General features: G+C 41.9%; 15 protein-coding genes. 5 read left to right on the top strand and 10 right to left on the bottom strand.

The window, feature by feature from the left end; genetic code table 11:
- The first annotated feature begins 13 nt into the window (after positions 1 to 13).
- The 4 genes from AAU57_RS00870 to AAU57_RS00855 are packed head-to-tail and all read left to right on the top strand — an operon-like array spanning position 14 to position 4,714.
- Positions 14 to 487 (top strand): GNAT family N-acetyltransferase, encoded by a 474-nt coding sequence (locus AAU57_RS00870; protein WP_055411121.1) that lies wholly within the window; start codon positions 14 to 16, stop codon positions 485 to 487.
- The gene (locus tag AAU57_RS00865) at positions 484 to 1,770 is read left to right on the top strand and encodes an aspartate kinase (protein ID WP_055411120.1); all 1,287 of its coding nucleotides are present in this window, start codon (positions 484 to 486) and stop codon (positions 1,768 to 1,770) included. Before AAU57_RS00870 ends, AAU57_RS00865 begins: the two co-directional genes overlap by 4 nt.
- A 48-nt stretch (positions 1,771 to 1,818) precedes the next feature.
- Positions 1,819 to 3,648, top strand: a complete 1,830-nt coding sequence (locus tag AAU57_RS00860; protein WP_055411119.1) for a GNAT family N-acyltransferase — start codon at positions 1,819 to 1,821, stop codon at positions 3,646 to 3,648.
- Entirely contained in the window at positions 3,629 to 4,714 is a 1,086-nt protein-coding gene (locus AAU57_RS00855) for a carboxypeptidase-like regulatory domain-containing protein (RefSeq protein ID WP_055411118.1), read from the top strand. The genes AAU57_RS00860 and AAU57_RS00855 overlap by 20 nt, the downstream gene beginning before the upstream one ends.
- 44 nt (positions 4,715 to 4,758) lie before the next feature.
- Here the strand turns inward: AAU57_RS00855 and AAU57_RS00850 are convergent, their stop codons facing one another.
- The 5 genes from AAU57_RS00850 to rpe all read right to left on the bottom strand — a co-directional run bounded on the left by AAU57_RS00850 (position 4,759) and on the right by rpe (position 8,917).
- Positions 4,759 to 5,109, bottom strand: a complete 351-nt coding sequence (locus AAU57_RS00850; protein WP_055411117.1) for a TM2 domain-containing protein — start codon at positions 5,107 to 5,109, stop codon at positions 4,759 to 4,761.
- Between the two features lie 84 nt (positions 5,110 to 5,193).
- Entirely contained in the window at positions 5,194 to 6,156 is a 963-nt protein-coding gene (locus AAU57_RS00845) for a 2-hydroxyacid dehydrogenase (RefSeq protein ID WP_055411116.1), read from the bottom strand.
- A gap of 22 nt (positions 6,157 to 6,178) precedes the next feature.
- Positions 6,179 to 6,655: a hypothetical protein gene (locus AAU57_RS00840; protein WP_055411115.1), complete on the bottom strand. Its 477-nt coding sequence runs from the start codon at positions 6,653 to 6,655 to the stop codon at positions 6,179 to 6,181.
- 109 nt (positions 6,656 to 6,764) lie between these two features.
- On the bottom strand, positions 6,765 to 8,114 hold the full coding sequence (mgtE, locus tag AAU57_RS00835; protein WP_055411114.1) for a magnesium transporter: 1,350 nt from the start codon (positions 8,112 to 8,114) through the stop codon (positions 6,765 to 6,767).
- A gap of 140 nt (positions 8,115 to 8,254) precedes the next feature.
- Positions 8,255 to 8,917, bottom strand: coding sequence for a ribulose-phosphate 3-epimerase (rpe, locus tag AAU57_RS00830; RefSeq protein ID WP_055413624.1), 663 nt, complete (start codon positions 8,915 to 8,917; stop codon positions 8,255 to 8,257).
- An 83-nt stretch (positions 8,918 to 9,000) separates the two neighbouring features.
- Between rpe and AAU57_RS00825 the strand changes: the two genes are divergently transcribed.
- Positions 9,001 to 9,282, top strand: coding sequence for a hypothetical protein (locus AAU57_RS00825; RefSeq protein WP_055411113.1), 282 nt, complete (start codon positions 9,001 to 9,003; stop codon positions 9,280 to 9,282).
- Between the two features lie 58 nt (positions 9,283 to 9,340).
- Here AAU57_RS00825 and AAU57_RS00820 read toward each other — a convergent pair whose 3' ends face one another.
- From AAU57_RS00820 to fbaA, 5 genes are all read right to left on the bottom strand, one after another.
- Positions 9,341 to 10,600 (bottom strand): mechanosensitive ion channel family protein, encoded by a 1,260-nt coding sequence (locus AAU57_RS00820; RefSeq protein WP_316931641.1) that lies wholly within the window; start codon positions 10,598 to 10,600, stop codon positions 9,341 to 9,343.
- 183 nt (positions 10,601 to 10,783) lie between these two features.
- Entirely contained in the window at positions 10,784 to 13,030 is a 2,247-nt protein-coding gene (locus AAU57_RS00815) for a polyribonucleotide nucleotidyltransferase (RefSeq protein WP_055411111.1), read from the bottom strand.
- A gap of 174 nt (positions 13,031 to 13,204) precedes the next feature.
- A complete protein-coding gene (gene rpsO, locus AAU57_RS00810; RefSeq protein WP_055411110.1) occupies positions 13,205 to 13,474 on the bottom strand; it encodes a 30S ribosomal protein S15 in 270 nt (89 codons plus the stop codon).
- A gap of 218 nt (positions 13,475 to 13,692) precedes the next feature.
- Complete coding sequence (accD, locus tag AAU57_RS00805) at positions 13,693 to 14,553, bottom strand: acetyl-CoA carboxylase, carboxyltransferase subunit beta (RefSeq protein WP_055411109.1); 861 nt, start codon at positions 14,551 to 14,553, stop codon at positions 13,693 to 13,695.
- Positions 14,554 to 14,637: 84 nt separating this feature from the next.
- Positions 14,638 to 15,705, bottom strand: coding sequence for a class II fructose-bisphosphate aldolase (fbaA, locus tag AAU57_RS00800; protein WP_055411108.1), 1,068 nt, complete (start codon positions 15,703 to 15,705; stop codon positions 14,638 to 14,640).
- Positions 15,706 to 15,737 lie beyond the last annotated feature (32 nt).

The following is a 15,737-nucleotide window of genomic DNA, read 5'->3' as shown; positions in this document are numbered from 1 at the left end:
TTTCTTTGTTGTCATGATACATGTACGACCAGCAAATAGTGAGGATTATCCTAGAGTTCTGGAACTTATTACAGAACTAGCCATTTTTGAGAAGGAACCAGATGCCGTTGAGGTGACGGTAGAAGAGTTACAATATCACGCATCAACAAAACCACCATTGTTCACTTGTTTTGTAGGTGAGTATGATGGCAAGGTAGAAGGCATCGCCTTATGCTACCCAAGGTTCTCCACCTGGAAAGGAAAAACGATTCACCTGGAGGACTTGATCGTTACAGAAAAGATGCGAGGCAAAGGCCTGGGCAAGGCATTGTATGATCGCGTACTCACTCACGCGCAGGAACAAAAAGTCAAACGCGTGGAATGGGTAGTCCTGGAATGGAACAAAAATGCGGTCGAATTTTATGAAAGCACAGGCGCCACCATCATTCCTGGATGGCACTTGGCGCAAATGGATGGAACATCACTAGCAGAATATTTAGGAAAATGAGAATTTACAAATTTGGAGGCGCATCAGTAAAAGATGCCGATGGAGTACGCAACGTCACTAAGGTTTTAAAAACCATGGGAACCCAAAATCTGGGCATCGTGGTTTCGGCGATGGGCAAGACCACAAACGCGCTGGAGGCTGTAATCGCAAGCTATGAATCCAATGACAATAGCTACCTCAAGCTAATTGATCATTTGCAGGAGCAACACTTGGAGATCATTGAAGACTTAGACAAGAACGTGGATGGTGTTGAGGATGATTGGGTAGTTCGCTTTCGCGAAAGCGATATAAAAAAAGACCTCAAAGCTATCGTAGAGTCACTCAAAGGCGAAATGCTGCGCAACAAGAGCCGCAACTACAGTTTTCTTTACGATCAAGTCGTGAGCCATGGAGAATTAATGTCTACTAAAATTGTCGCCGCCTATTTGAATTCCTGCGATATTCCCGTGGTCTGGAAGGACGCGCGTCAACTTATCATGACTGATAATAAGTATAGGGATGCCACGGTAGATTGGGAACATACCGAGGAGCAGATCCAAAAGGAATGTGGTGATGAATTGTTTATCACGCAGGGATTCATAGGATCTGATGAGAACGGCTTTACCACAACCCTAGGTCGTGAAGGTAGTGACTACACGGCAGCGATTCTTGCCTATAGTCTCAATGCTAGCGAGGTAACGATCTGGAAGGATGTTCCAGGTGTTCTCAATGCAGATCCACGTGTGTTTCAGGATACCGTATTGTTACAACAAATACCTTATGATGAGGCAATTGAGTTGGCTTTTTACGGTGCCAGTGTTATTCACCCTAAAACACTGCAGCCACTTCAAGAGAAAAATATACCGCTTAATGTAAAGTCTTTTATAGATCCTAAAGCTGATGGGTCAACCATTACTTCCAGTGAAAGCCTTGTGCCTACCACACCTTGTTTTATCGTGAGGAAGAATATGGTGTTTTTACGTATCGCGTCTAGGGATTTCAGCTTTATAGGTGAAAAGAGTATCTCAAAGATTTTTGACGAGCTTAGTGAGAATAAAATACAGGTAGGACTTTTACAAAACAGTGCAATTAGTTTTTCCCTGTGTGTAGAAGATAAATATGCCAAGCTGGAAGAATTGCTTGATGGACTGCAAAAGGATTTTAAGGTCAGTCACGTGAGTGGTGTGTCGTTGTATACCATACGCCACTATGCCGGTGATACCATCCAGGAAATGGAAGACGGCAAGGATGTTTTGCTAAAACAACGTACCCAAGAAACGCTGCAACTGGTCGTCAGGGAATGATGCGTTGTCGTTGTGTTATATTTGTTGGTAAACGTAGGTAATTGATTTATGAGTCTGGTAAATGCAAATGAGGTAGCAAAAGCAATCCATATCGATAAATATGGTGTGCTGGGACGCATAGGCGGCTGGTCGCTTATGAAGTTGTTACGCATTTCTACACTCAACAAAATCTACACGCGCAACAAGGATAAACAAGGCACGGTTTTTCTGGATGCGATCCTGGATGATTTAAAAATTGATTTTGAAATACCAGAGGACGATTTAAAACGCATTCCAAAAACTGGCGGATTTGTTACTATTTCCAATCACCCATTAGGCGGCGTTGATGGAATTTTGTTGCTGAAGCTATTGCTGGATAGAAGACCTGATTTTAAGATCATTGCAAACTTTTTGTTGCACCGCATTGAGCCACTTAAACCATACATTTTACCTGTAAATCCATTTGAGGATCACAAGGATGCCAAATCTTCAACTGCTGGTTTCATGCAGGCGATGCGTCACTTAAAAAGCGATTTGCCTTTAGGGATTTTTCCTGCTGGCGAGGTTTCTACGTATCGAGACGGTAAGCTAGTGGTGGACAAACCATGGGAACCGACCGCTATGAAATTGATACAGCGAGCTGAGGTTCCTGTGATTCCCATTTATTTTCACGCAAAGAATAGTAAATTATTTTATAGACTGGCCAAGATTTCTGACACCTTTAGAACCGCAAAATTACCGTCAGAATTATTGACGCAAAAAAACAGAACCATCATTGTTAGGATTGGAAACCCAATCAACGTTGCGGCACAAAAGGAGCACTCTTCACTTGATGAGTTTACAGAGTTTTTGAGAAAGAAAACCTATTTACTCTCCAAAGCTTACGATAAGGAAACGGTCAAGCTTAGAGATATTCCTAAAAATATAAAGCTGCCTAAACCACCACCTAAAAAAATCATAGAGACTGGCGATAGCGCCAAAATGATCAAAGAGGTAGACCAATTGCGCAAGGATGAAAAACGCTTACTCATCTCTAAAAATTACGAAGTATTTCTTGCCAAGGCCGACAAGATCCCGAACATCTTACGTGAATTGGGTAGATTGAGAGAGATCACTTTTAGACAGATAGGAGAAGGCACTAACAAGTCCATTGATCTGGATAAATATGATGAATATTACCACCAGATGTTTCTATGGGACAGCGATGCCAATTGCATCGCCGGCGCCTACCGCATGGGAATGGGCGAAGAGATTTTTAAGGAATATGGTATTGAAGGTTTTTACCTCAATGAGCTTTTCAACATAGATGTCGATGCTCACAAGATGATGTCTCAAAGTATTGAAATGGGACGTGCCTTCATCATTCCAGAATATCAGCAAAAGCCGATGCCATTATTCTTATTATGGAAAGGCATCGTGCATTGTACGTTAAGATTTCCAAATCACAAGTATCTTATTGGTGGCGTGAGCATAAGTAATAAATTCTCCAATTTCTCTAAGTCTCTCATGATAGAATTCATGAAGTCCAATTATTATGATCCTTATCTAGCTCAGTTCATTAAGCCTAAAAAAGGCTTTAAAGTTAAGCTGGAAGATGCCGATAAGGACTTCATTTTTGATGCCTCAGAAGCTGACTTGAACAAATTTGATCGTCTTATAGACGAGCTGGAGCCTAATGAATTGCGCCTACCTGTTTTGATCAAGAAGTATGTCAAGCAAAACGCAAAGGTTATTGCTTTTAATGTAGATCCGTTATTTAATAATGCGATTGACGGGTTGATGTACATTAGGATAGCAGACCTTCCAGAGAGTACGGTAAAACCAGTCATGGAAGAGTTTCAAGCCGAAATGGAAGAGAAATATTTCAAATCTAATGACGATGCCTCTGCAGCAGAATAGTCTTTTCCTCAAGGGTATTTTGGTGCTCTTCCTTTCCTTTTTCGCTATTATCCAAGTCAGTGCTCAAGAGCAACTGATAGAAGGTAAAGTGGTAGATGCCATTACTAAAGAGCCCTTGATGGGAGTTGGCGTTTATCTGTCTGGGACTTCTACTGGCGTCGTAACTGCTCCAGATGGTAGCTATTCCATTAATTACGATAAGGAAATGAAAGCGCCTTTAGTTTTCGCTTATTTGGGATACGAGACGCGCACCTTTGTAAATCCATTACAAGAAGATTTAAAACTGGTTTTGTTAGCACAGCAGGAAAATGAATTGGAAGCCGTGGTGATTAATCCAGATCCATGGGATCGTGCGACAAAAGAACGTCTTTTTCTAGATCATTTTTTAGGCCTTAGAAGCCTCGAGGATTCTGAAATACTCAATTTAAAAGACGTTAGATTGAGGTTTAATACAGATTCTAAACAACTCACAGCCAGCTCTCGCAATCCCATCATCATCGTGAATAACCATTTGGGATACCGCATTAAGTATGATCTGATCGAATTTGAAATTAATTTTAGATTTTTCAAACCTTCACAAGGAATAGAGCGTAAGTTTGAGATAGAACACGCTAGGGAAAATTATAGGGTTGAAAGTTCTTTTGTTTCGGGAAGTTCTTTTTATCAGGAGCTTGAAAAGGATCAGCCCAACGAGAGAAGGAGAAATAGGCGTCGCGAGAAGGCCTTTGAAATATCACAGCTACTTTTCTATCGATCTTTGATCAACAAATCATTAAGCGAAAACAAATTTGAGCTCTATCATAAAGGCTTTCGGGTGAATCCAGAAGATCATTATAGAGTTCGAGAAGAAAACGGACTTTATAAAATAACCTTTAGACATCTCAACTATTCCGTTAGGGATCGCGATGGACATCAAACCGATTTAACGCTGTACGACCACTTTATTTATGTGGATTCTTTTGGTAATAATCTATCTGCAAGAGAATTGATGTTATCAGGATATCTGCCTCAGCTAGGCGTTGGCGGCATGCTGCCATTGGATTACAGCACAAACTCAGACGAATAAAAAAGTCGCCCTAGAGCGACTGTTTGTAAGTGAATTTATAAAGATTAAAACCAAGGTCTTTTTCCAACCTGGTAGGTTTGATAAAATTCCTCGTCAGACTTAGTCAAATAGATGATACCTTCAATCAGACCTAGGACTGGCCCTATGGTACCGCAGGTGATAACGGTGATGCCTATTGTGATCAAGCCTTCCTTAGTATAACCAAGAATAAACTTGTGAATACCAAGTCCTCCTAAAAAGATACCCAACAAACCTGCTAGAACCTTTTTGTTTTCCTGACCGTTTACAATGTCATTAACGCCGCGCTGGAACTCTCTGGCGCTTTCTTTGGCAGCCTCTTTAGCTTCCTCAAAACTCTCGTTTCTTTTGGTGCTATCATAACCTTCTGTACTCATGTGATCTATTTATGATTGGTTGGAATAAAAATAAATTTATTTTTCAAATAACGATTCGTTTTCTGATCGCCAAGATTCTATTTTTTATGAGTTCAAGTGGTGGATCATTTTATCTGCGATGACTTCGGCCAGTTTGAATTTTGACTCTACCGTCCAACCTGCCACATGCGGGCTTAAAATGACGTTTTCCATTTGCATCAATTTGTTCAATGCTTTTGGTATATCGCTTTCCTGCCTGTCTGGCATGCGGGTGCGAAAGAGCGATTCAAAAGAGCTTTTCTCATATTCCAAAACATCCAATCCAGCACCGAGCACCTTACCATTTTCCATGGCGGTGACTAGATCCTCAGTCACCACCGCAGATCCTCTCGCTGTATTGATGAGGTAAAAGGGACGAGCAAAACCTGAGATGAACGCAGTGCTGATCATTCCAATGGTTTCAGGAGTTTGTGGCGTGTGTAAACTAAGCACGTCTGCTCTAGATTGCAGCTCGCTTAGAGAAACTTGAGTGGCATTTTCATCCCCTACACCATCTTTAATATCATGACATAAAACGGAGCAATCAAAACCTCTAAGTTTTTTGGCAAAGGCTTTTCCCATGTTTCCATATCCTATGATACCTACCGTTTTGCCGTCCAATTCTAGTCCGCGATTTCCTTCACGGTTCCATATACCTTGACGCACTTCTTGATCTGCTTTATTCAACTTATTAAACAAAGAGAGCAGCATTCCTAGTGCATGTTCGCCTACCGCATTGCGATTTCCTTCAGGAGCATTAAAACAAGCAATGCCTAATTCTTCTGCAACCTTTAGATCTATGTTTTCCAGACCAGCGCCTACACGTCCAATGCACTTTAAGTTGCTGCACTGCTCAAGGAACTGCTTATCAATTGGGAACCTACTACGCACCACCAGGCCGTCATATTGACCTATAACTTTTTCAATTTGTTCCTTGTTAGAGGTGTAATCGTGGTGGTTCTTAAAACCAGCATCGGCTAGTTTTTGTTCCAAAATCTTGTGATTACTGTCTAAATGAAGGATTTTCATGAATATAATTTAGAAAAAATTGTTAGTAGTCAATGTCATTAAGTTCTCGCTGGTAGTCGTATTGTAGGTCTTCATGAAGTGTAGAAATCCGAACTTTTACCAGCACAATCTGTCGCTTGACAACGTCCCTAATGATTTTGTTACTCATTAATTTAGGATGCGTCTCCTGCAGGCTTTTGCAAAAATGAATCAGCAAGGCGACCTCAGTTTCTTTATGGCCAGAATACCTTATGAATTTCTTGGTCTCTTTGAGAAGTCGGCGTATTCCTTTTTTGGCATAATATCCATTACTGGTGTTGATTTCCAGCAACTTCTCGTCGATGTACGATTTAATGGTCTGTATGTACTCATCTTCATGGTGCGCCTCAAAAAGCAAATAGGACAACAACTCTTTGTTTTCCTTTTTAAAACGGGACAACCTCAATACGATCTCGCGCAGCTCGGCTTGCGTGCGGTCCTTGAGTTCATCGCGTATTTCTTTGGCTGTTGCAGCTTTCATGTAGTGAAGATAGTGGGAAATGAGCTTTCAAGCTAGTATAGGAGCAGCGTTGACGTTTATTTAATATCGCTTTCGCGAAAGCGAACTCATCAACATACCACCTGGAATTCTAAATGCCTATAATCGCCTTTGCGAGCATGAAGTAAATCAAAATCCCGCAAATGTCGTTGCTGGTCGTGATAAAAGGACCTGTCGCCAGTGCAGGATCAATGCCGCGTTTGTGTAGAATAATAGGAACCGAGGTGCCTATGAGACCAGCCACAATGATCACCACAAACAAGGCGGTTGAAATGGCTACCGATACTAGCAGGTCACCCTTAGAAAAATAGGTGTATGCAAATAGCAAGATGCCCAGAATCAAACCGTTGAGCATGGCCAGCAGCACCTCTTTAATCAATCGATTGCTGATGCTTCCCTTCAAATCATCATTAGCAATTCCCTGCACGATAATCGCGCTGGACTGGACACCTACATTACCGGCCATCGCGGCAATAAGTGGCGTAAAGAGGAACAAAATTGCATGTTGGGCCATGAGCGGCTCAAAAAGCCCCATGATAAATGCAGCACCTATACCGCCAAAAAGTCCCAAAACCAACCACGGCAATCGCGCCCTGGTCAGTTCCCAGATGCTGTCGTTAGCCTCTACGTCTTGAGAGATACCTGATGCGAGCTGGTAATCTTTTTCTGCTTCTTCTGTGATAAAATCTACAATGTCATCAATGGTAACGCGACCAACGAGACGATCCAACTCGTCTACTACAGGAATGGCTTCAAGGTCATACTTACGCATGATGCGTGCAACCTCTTCACCAGATGTGTTGACGGTGACGTAGTCCACTTTAGGGATGTACACTTCTTTTATGGGTGTGTTTTCTGCACTGGTGAGTAGATCTTTTAGGGAAAGTCTGCCTTTCAGTTTTTGGTTGTTGTCCACCACATAAATGGAGTGGACTCTGGTGACGTTTTCAGCTTGTGCGCGCATCTCACTCACGCAACCGGTAACCGTCCAGTTCTCATTGACCTTTACCAATTCTTTGGCCATCAATCCACCGGCGCTGTTTTCATCATAACGCAAGAGGTCCACGATGTTTTCCACATGTTCCTCATCTGCCATCGCGCTTATGATTTCCTGCGCGCGCTCGTCTGATAGGTCGTTAAGGATATCTGCAGCATCATCAGTATCCATTTCTTCCAACTCATCGGCAATTTCTTGAGGCGACAAGGCGCCCAGGACTCGATCACGCTGGTCCTCGTCCAGTTCCATCAAAGCCTCACTGGTCGTCTCACTATCCAGTAACTTGATAATGAAGATTGCCTCTTCCAGATTGAGATCGTCAATGATCTCCGCAATGTCTGCAAAGTGAACATCTTCTAGGATCGATTTTACCTGCTCAGCATCATTCTGTTCAATGAGGTGCTGTAGGTTCTCGATAAAATCGTCTGTAAGTTGGAATTGCATAGAAAAAGTTACTTATCCACAAATATAATTGGATTAAGCGTAGTAATCAGAGGAGTGTTTGAACTTGAATAGATCACGATCAACTGTTCTACTATGTATTGCAGTCTACCCATCACATTCGAAGGTCCACTTAAAGAGCCTTAGGAATTTGCCAGTTCGCGCAATTCCTTGATGGTCTTTTCTTGATCTGCCGATTTGAATACGTAAGAACCTGCGACTAACACGTCTGCGCCAGCTTCTACCAGTTGTTTCGCATTCTGGTCCGTCACGCCACCATCGATTTCGATCAGTGTTGAGGCACCTTTACTTTTGATCAATTCTTTCAACTCCTTGACCTTATCATAGGTGTTTTCAATAAAACTTTGTCCGCCAAAACCAGGATTCACGCTCATCAAACAGACTAGATCAATATCCTTAATTGTATCCTTCAAGTGATCAACACTCGTATGCGGATTCAACGCTACACCAGCTTTCATGCCATTAGCTTTGATGTTTTGGAGTGTGCGGTGCAAGTGCGTGCAAGCTTCAAAATGTACCGTGAGAATATCACAACCTAGATCTGCAAAAGCTTTTACATAACGATCTGGATCAACGATCATGAGATGGCAGTCGATGGTTTTGGTCGCGTGCTTTGCAATGTCGCGCAAAACTGGCATCCCAAAAGATATGTTGGGTACAAAAACACCATCCATGATATCGATATGGAACCAATCTGCGTCACTGCGATTCAACATTTCACAATCTCGTTGAAGGTTGGCAAAGTCGGCAGCAAGGACAGATGGAGCAATAAGTTTTGACATGATGAGGTGTGTTTTTTGCAAAGATAAAATTTTGAAAAGGCCTCTACCGAATTCTGTCCTTGTAATTTTTGGATTAAATTTATTCCATGAGCTCTAGACCAGCATCCAGATCCCGCATCAACCAGTTGAACATTGCCTCCATGGTAATTTTGCTCATCATCCTGATATTTTTTGTACTCAAGGATACGTTCCCGTTCCAAACTCAAAAATGGATTTACCTCATTTTGGGTATTTTGCTCATTGTCGTGGACTTATTACGAATTAAGGAAGTCTACAAATTGGGACATCGCAAACTTTTGCTCTTCAGGATAGTGACCACACTTATAGTAACAGGTTTCGTGGGTTACTGGTGGTATTTACACTTTTAAAAAGATTGGAAAGAGAGTTCGCTTTCGCGAAAGCGAACAAAAACTCATCATTACTCAATCATGAATCTGCATTCAAGGATGTGAAATGAGTATCAAACTCAAAAATTTCCAGATCAAAATAGGGAACAGCTGCCATGGCATGATCAAAAATATCTGCAATGATATACTCATAGTTAGCCCAGCGTTTATCACTGCTAAAGGCATAGATCTCTAATGGCATGCCTTGTGAAGTAGGCGGCAATTGCCGGATCATGATCATCATTTCCTTATTGATGGCAGAGTGGCTGCCCACATATTCCTGAAGGTACTTTCTAAAAACGCCTATGTTGGTCAAGTTGCGACCGTTGATCAAGACGCTTTTGTCTATTGCATTCTGCTCGTTAAAGGTATTTATTTCTTCTTGCTTTGATTTGAGATAATCGGTAATCAGACTTATTTTTTGTAGTTCTTGAAGATCCTTGTTTTCTAGATAACGTATGCTCCTTGATTTGATAATGATGGCTCTTTTGATGCGCCTACCACCAGAGTCAGTCATACCACGCCAGTTTTTATAGGCATCAGAGATGAGCGCATAAGTTGGTAAGTTGGTAATCGTATTGTCAAAGTTTTGCACCATGACCGTAGAGAGATTGATTTGCAACACCTCACCATCGGCACCATATTTTTCCATCGTGATCCAGTCACCTATACGTACCGTATCATTGATGGAAACTTGAATACTAGCCACAAAACCCAGAATCGTGTCCTTAAAAATCAACAGTAAAATCGCCGATGCTGCACCTAGCGTCGTGAAAAACTTGATAAACTCAATATTGGCCACGATTGCTAATATTGAAGCAAAAGCCAGTACCCAAAGCACTAACATAATCACCTGAATGTAACTGTCTATAGGTTTATCTCTGAATCGGACAGTGAGTTTTAAAAACTCGTTGACGGTACGTAAAACGCTCCTGAAAATGAAAATGATTAAGAATACAAAAATGACCCACAATAAGGTTTGAAAACCACTTTCCAACCTTGGGTAATCAAAAAATAGGTAAGGAATGCTTCTATTTAATAAAACGACAGGAATCACCAAAGAGGCCAGGCGAGGTGCGCCGTGTTTGACCAAGAGATCATCAAACTGAGTTTCGGTGCGTTTTGAAAAGACTTTGAATGCTGTAATGATGGCCCGTCTAGTGACCCAATAAATCGCAAATAGAACAATGGTAAATAATAATCCTAACACCAGAATGTTACCCAATTCTGCCAGGCTTTTTTCCCAACCTAGGTCTTCTGTGAGCCAGTCATAAATGAATCTTCTATATTCTATCATCATCTTCAAAATTTATGGCAAAATTAGAGCGATTACTTTACAAACCCGCCTTGGATGGAGTTCATTTCAAGACAGCTAAAAACCACCAATAAAAAAACCGCCGCTAGAACTTCTAGCGGCGGTTTTGCGTTTGAATAATCAACTGTCATAGACTCTGAAATAAATTCAGAGTGACAATTGGTTTATTTACTCGTCAGAGCTGTTGTCATCATTGCTGCGACGTGGACGATCGTTAGATCTACGGTCATCGCGACGGCCACCACTACGGCGATCATCACGGCCACCGCGACTGTCGTCACGTTTGCGTGGTGGACGTTCTGTCCAGCCTTCTGGTTTAGGTAATGTTTCCTTACGGGAAACTTTTTGCTTCTTAGTACGTGGATCAACACCCATGTATTTTACATCTAGAGTATCACCTACTTTAAGTACCGTAGAAGGATCTTCAATACGCTTGTAATCAAACTCACTCACATGAAGTAACGTTTCTTTACCAGGCTTGAATTCTACCACAGCACCAAAGTCTAACATCTTCACCACTTTTACATGGTACGTCTCGCCAACTGTTGGTTCAAAGATGATGTTCTGGATACGCTCAAGAGCGTCCTCGATCTTGGCACGGTCTGTACCAGCGATCTCGATAATACCCATCTCATTTTCTTCCTTGATGTTGATCACCGTATCGGTTTCTTTCTGTAATTCTTGAATTACTTTTCCACCAGGTCCTATCACAGCACCAATGTACTTACCTTCAATCTCCATAGATTCCATCTTAGGAGCGTGTGGCTTCACATCCGCAGCAGGAGCGGCAATCGTGTCAGTCAGCTTTCCTAGAATGTGCATACGGCCTTCTTTAGCTTGCATCAGTGCATTGGTTAGGATTTCATAGGAAAGTCCTTTTACCTTAATATCCATTTGACATGCCGTGATACCGTCTGCAGTACCAGTAACTTTAAAGTCCATGTCACCCAAGTGATCTTCATCACCAAGGATGTCAGACAATACCGCATATTTATCACCTTCTGTAATCAATCCCATGGCAATACCAGAAACTGGTTTCTTCATAGGTAGACCAGCGTCCATCAATGCCATGGTGCCAGCACAAACCGTTGCCATAGAAGAAGAACCGTTAGATTCCAAAACTTCTGACACCACTCTTACCGTATAAGGTAGATCTGATGGAAGCATTCTTTTCAAGGCACGTTGCGCCAAGTTACCGTGTCCTATCTCACGACGGGAAGTTCCACGTAGTGGACGAGCTTCTCCAGTAGAGAATGGTGGGAAATTGTAGTGTAAGTAGAAACGCTCTTCACCTTCTTGCGAAGCCATATCAATAATATTGGCATCTCTTGAAGTTCCCAGTGTTACTGTGGCTAGAGCTTGTGTTTCTCCACGAGAGAATATCGCACTACCGTGAGTAGATGGAAGGTAATCTACCTCACACCAGATATCACGTATGTCTGTCGTCTTACGACCATCTAGACGAATACCTTCATTCAATAATACATCACGTACTGCTTTCTTGTGGGTCTTATTGAAATACTTAGAGATCAAATCGCCGTTTGCTTCTTGATCTTCTTCTGAGAATTGAGCCTTGATTTCTTCCTTGATCTCGCTAAAGGCCGCGCTACGCTCGTGCTTAGCACTTCCCAGTTTTGCAACATCATAGACTTTTTGGTAGGCAAGTTCTGCTACTTTAGCCTCGATATCTGCATCCTCGCGCTCACCTTCGTACTCACGTACTTCTTTTTTGCCTACTTGCTCAGCAAGGGCAACTTGGGCAGCACATTGGTCTTTAATAGCTTCATGAGCGGCTTTAATGGCAGCGATCATATCTTCTTCAGAGATCTCTTCCATTTCACCTTCTACCATCATCACGCTGTCTGCGCTCGCACCTATCATCATTTCAAGATCTGCTACTTCTAGTTGGGCATAGCTTGGGTTGATCACGAACTCGCCATCAACACGTGCCACACGTACTTCAGAAATGGGACATTCAAAAGGAAGGTCAGAAAGCTGAATTGCAGCACTAGCCGCAAGTCCTGCCATAGCATCTGGCATTACCTCATCGTCATGAGACATGAGTTGGATCATTACCTGTACCTCTGCATGGTAATCCTTAGGAAACAATGGGCGCAATACACGGTCTACAAGACGCATGGTAAGAACCTCACCATCGTTGGGACGTGCTTCACGTTTAAAGAATCCACCTGGATATTTACCAGCTGCGGCAAATTTCTCACGGTAGTCTACGGTAAGTGGAAGGAAATCTAGTCCAGTAGATTTGTAGCTGGACACTACAGTTCCTAGAAGCATTGCTTTACCACATGTGATCACAACAGATCCATGTGCTTGTTTTGCAAGCGCTCCAGTTTCAATAGTGATATCTGGCCCATTGGCCATCTTGATCACTTGTTTAAAAACTTGTGGTTTCATTTTGTTTTGTTAAACGTTAATCTCAAGTTGTGTGTGGTGAGAAGGCGTTTACTTACTGAGAAACCAGCTTTTGTTATGTCGCGATAATTATTTTTATTACGCTTTCGCGAAAGCGTAAACAGCATGAACTGCTGCGATATAAAATAAAAAAGGGGACACGCAGTCCCCAGTTCATTACTTTCTAATACCTAGTTCCTTAATCAACTCACGATAAGCAACAATGTCTTTCTTCATTTTGTAATCAAGAAGAGAGCGACGCTTTCCTACGAGTTTCACAAGGCTACGCTCTGTGTTGTAGTCGTGGCGGTTGTTCTTAAGGTGTTCTGTCAAGTGGTTGATACGGTAGGTAAACAATGCGATTTGCGCGTCTGTGTTACCGGTATCGTTTGCTGATTTCCCGTACTTTGAGAAGATTTCAGCTTTTTTTTCTGGTGCTAAATACATGCCAAAATTATTTGAATAATGAATATTATGTATGTCAGTCGATCTGACGATGCCTTGAGATTCATTCTCTTAGCGGCTGCAAAGATACGTTTAAAAAATAAAAGTTAACCGAAAAAGAAAATCAAACTTAAGATAAGTCAACCGTTGTAAGACAGTAGTGACTTTTAATTCATAAGAATGATTTCACATCTTTCTGCAAGCTGCGACTAAAAACCTCTCTAAGCCACCTTAATCTCTCGGTTCAAGATCAAGTCTAGATATTGATTTACTTTTTTCTTTAACTGTGGACGTGGCACGATAAAGTCTAGGAAGCCTTTTTCCAAAAGGAACTCTGCTGTCTGAAAACCTTCTGGCAATTCCTTACCGGTAGTGTCACGCACGACACGTGGTCCAGCAAAAGCAATCAATGCGCCAGGTTCACCTATGTTTATGTCACCCAACATCGCAAAAGATGCTGTTGTACCACCAGTAGTTGGATCAGTACACAATGAAATGTATGGTATGCCAGCATCAGAAAGCTGAGCGAGTTTTGCGCTGGTTTTAGCCAGTTGCATCAATGACAATGCTGCCTCCATCATACGAGCACCTCCAGATTTAGAGATGATCATAAATGGGATATTGTTTTTAAGCGAATGGTCTGCAGCTCGAGCTATTTTTTCTCCTACCACGCTTCCCATGGATCCACCAATAAAAGCAAAGTCCATACAAGCCACCACAAGATCATGACCGTTTGATTTACCTACGGCCGTACGTACTGCATCTTTCAATCCTGTCTTGGACTGGGCAGCGTCAAGTCTGTCCGTATACTTTTTAGTATCGGTAAACTTCAATGGATCTTTTGAGGTGATGTTAGGGTTGAGCTCTTTGAACTGGTTGTTGTCAAAAAGGATTTCAAAATATTCCTTACTGCCTATTCTAACATGGTATCCATCTTCTGGACTCACATAAAAGTTATTTTTAAGCTGTTCAGAATCTATGATTTTACCGGTAGGTGACTTATACCATAAACCTTTAGGCGTGTCTTTCTTAGCCTCAGTAGGTGTAGTAATTCCCTTTTTCTCTCTTTTAAACCAAGCCATATGAATTGTAATGAGTTAGAAGTAAAATATAGAGTAGCGCAACTATTAATGCTTGCGCTACTCCATTTTTACTCTTGTTTCTTCTTAAAGTGTTCCCACATTATTTAAATCTTCAAAGGCTTTTTTCAATCGCTCTTTGAAAGACTCTTCTCCTACACGCAACCATTTGCGTGGATCGTAATATTTCTTGTTAGGGGAATCTGGACCTGTTGAATTTCCTATTTGTGATTTTAGGAAGTCGTCGTTGCTGTCCATATATTTTTTGATGCCGTCAGCAAATGCCCATTGAAGATCTGTATCAATGTTCATTTTAACCACACCATAGCCTATCGCTTCACGTATTTCTTCTACAGTAGAACCAGAACCACCGTGAAATACAAAGTCAATGTGGTTGTGCTCCACACCATATTTTTTGGTGATGTATTCTTGAGAGTTCTTCAAGATTTTAGGAGTGAGCTTTACGTTACCTGGCTTGTAAACTCCATGAACGTTACCAAAGGCTGCTGCCACCGTGAATTTATCACTCACTTTGCTTAGCTCTTCATAAGCATAAGCGACTTCTTCTGGTTGGGTATATAATTTTGACTCGTCAACATCGCTGTTATCAACACCATCTTCTTCACCACCGGTAATACCTAACTCAATTTCAAGAGTCATGTCCATTTTTGACATGCGCTCTAGGTATCTTTTACAAATCTCAATGTTCTCTTCCAGTGGCTCTTCACTTAGGTCTAACATGTGCGAGGAGTATAAACTTTTTCCGCTTTCGCGAAAGCGTGCCTCACTAGCATCCAGCAAACCATCAATCCATGGCAATAAATTCTTTGCACAGTGGTCTGTGTGTAGAATTACCGTTGCGCCGTAAGCCTCTGCAAGTTCGTGTACATGCTTAGCACCGGCAATACCACCCAAGATGGCCGCACGCTGGTTCTCGTTGCTCAAGCCTTTACCGGCGTTAAATACAGAACCACCGTTGGAGTATTGTATGATTACGGGTGACTTAAGTTCTGCAGCAGTTTCCAAAACCGCGTTTACAGAGCTGGATCCTATCACATTTACCGCTGGTAATGCATAGCCATTTGCTTTTGCATGATTGAATATTTCTTGAACTTGGTTGCCCGTGGCAACGCCTGGTTTGATGTTGTGGCTCATAGTTTTATTTCTTGGACTAACAAAAGTAAGCA

Source organism: Nonlabens sp. YIK11 (assembly GCF_001413925.1).
Classification (GTDB): Bacteria; Bacteroidota; Bacteroidia; order Flavobacteriales; family Flavobacteriaceae; genus Nonlabens.
The sequence above is the reverse complement of the archived record's forward strand: the minus strand, read 5'-3'. Positions and strand labels throughout refer to the sequence as shown.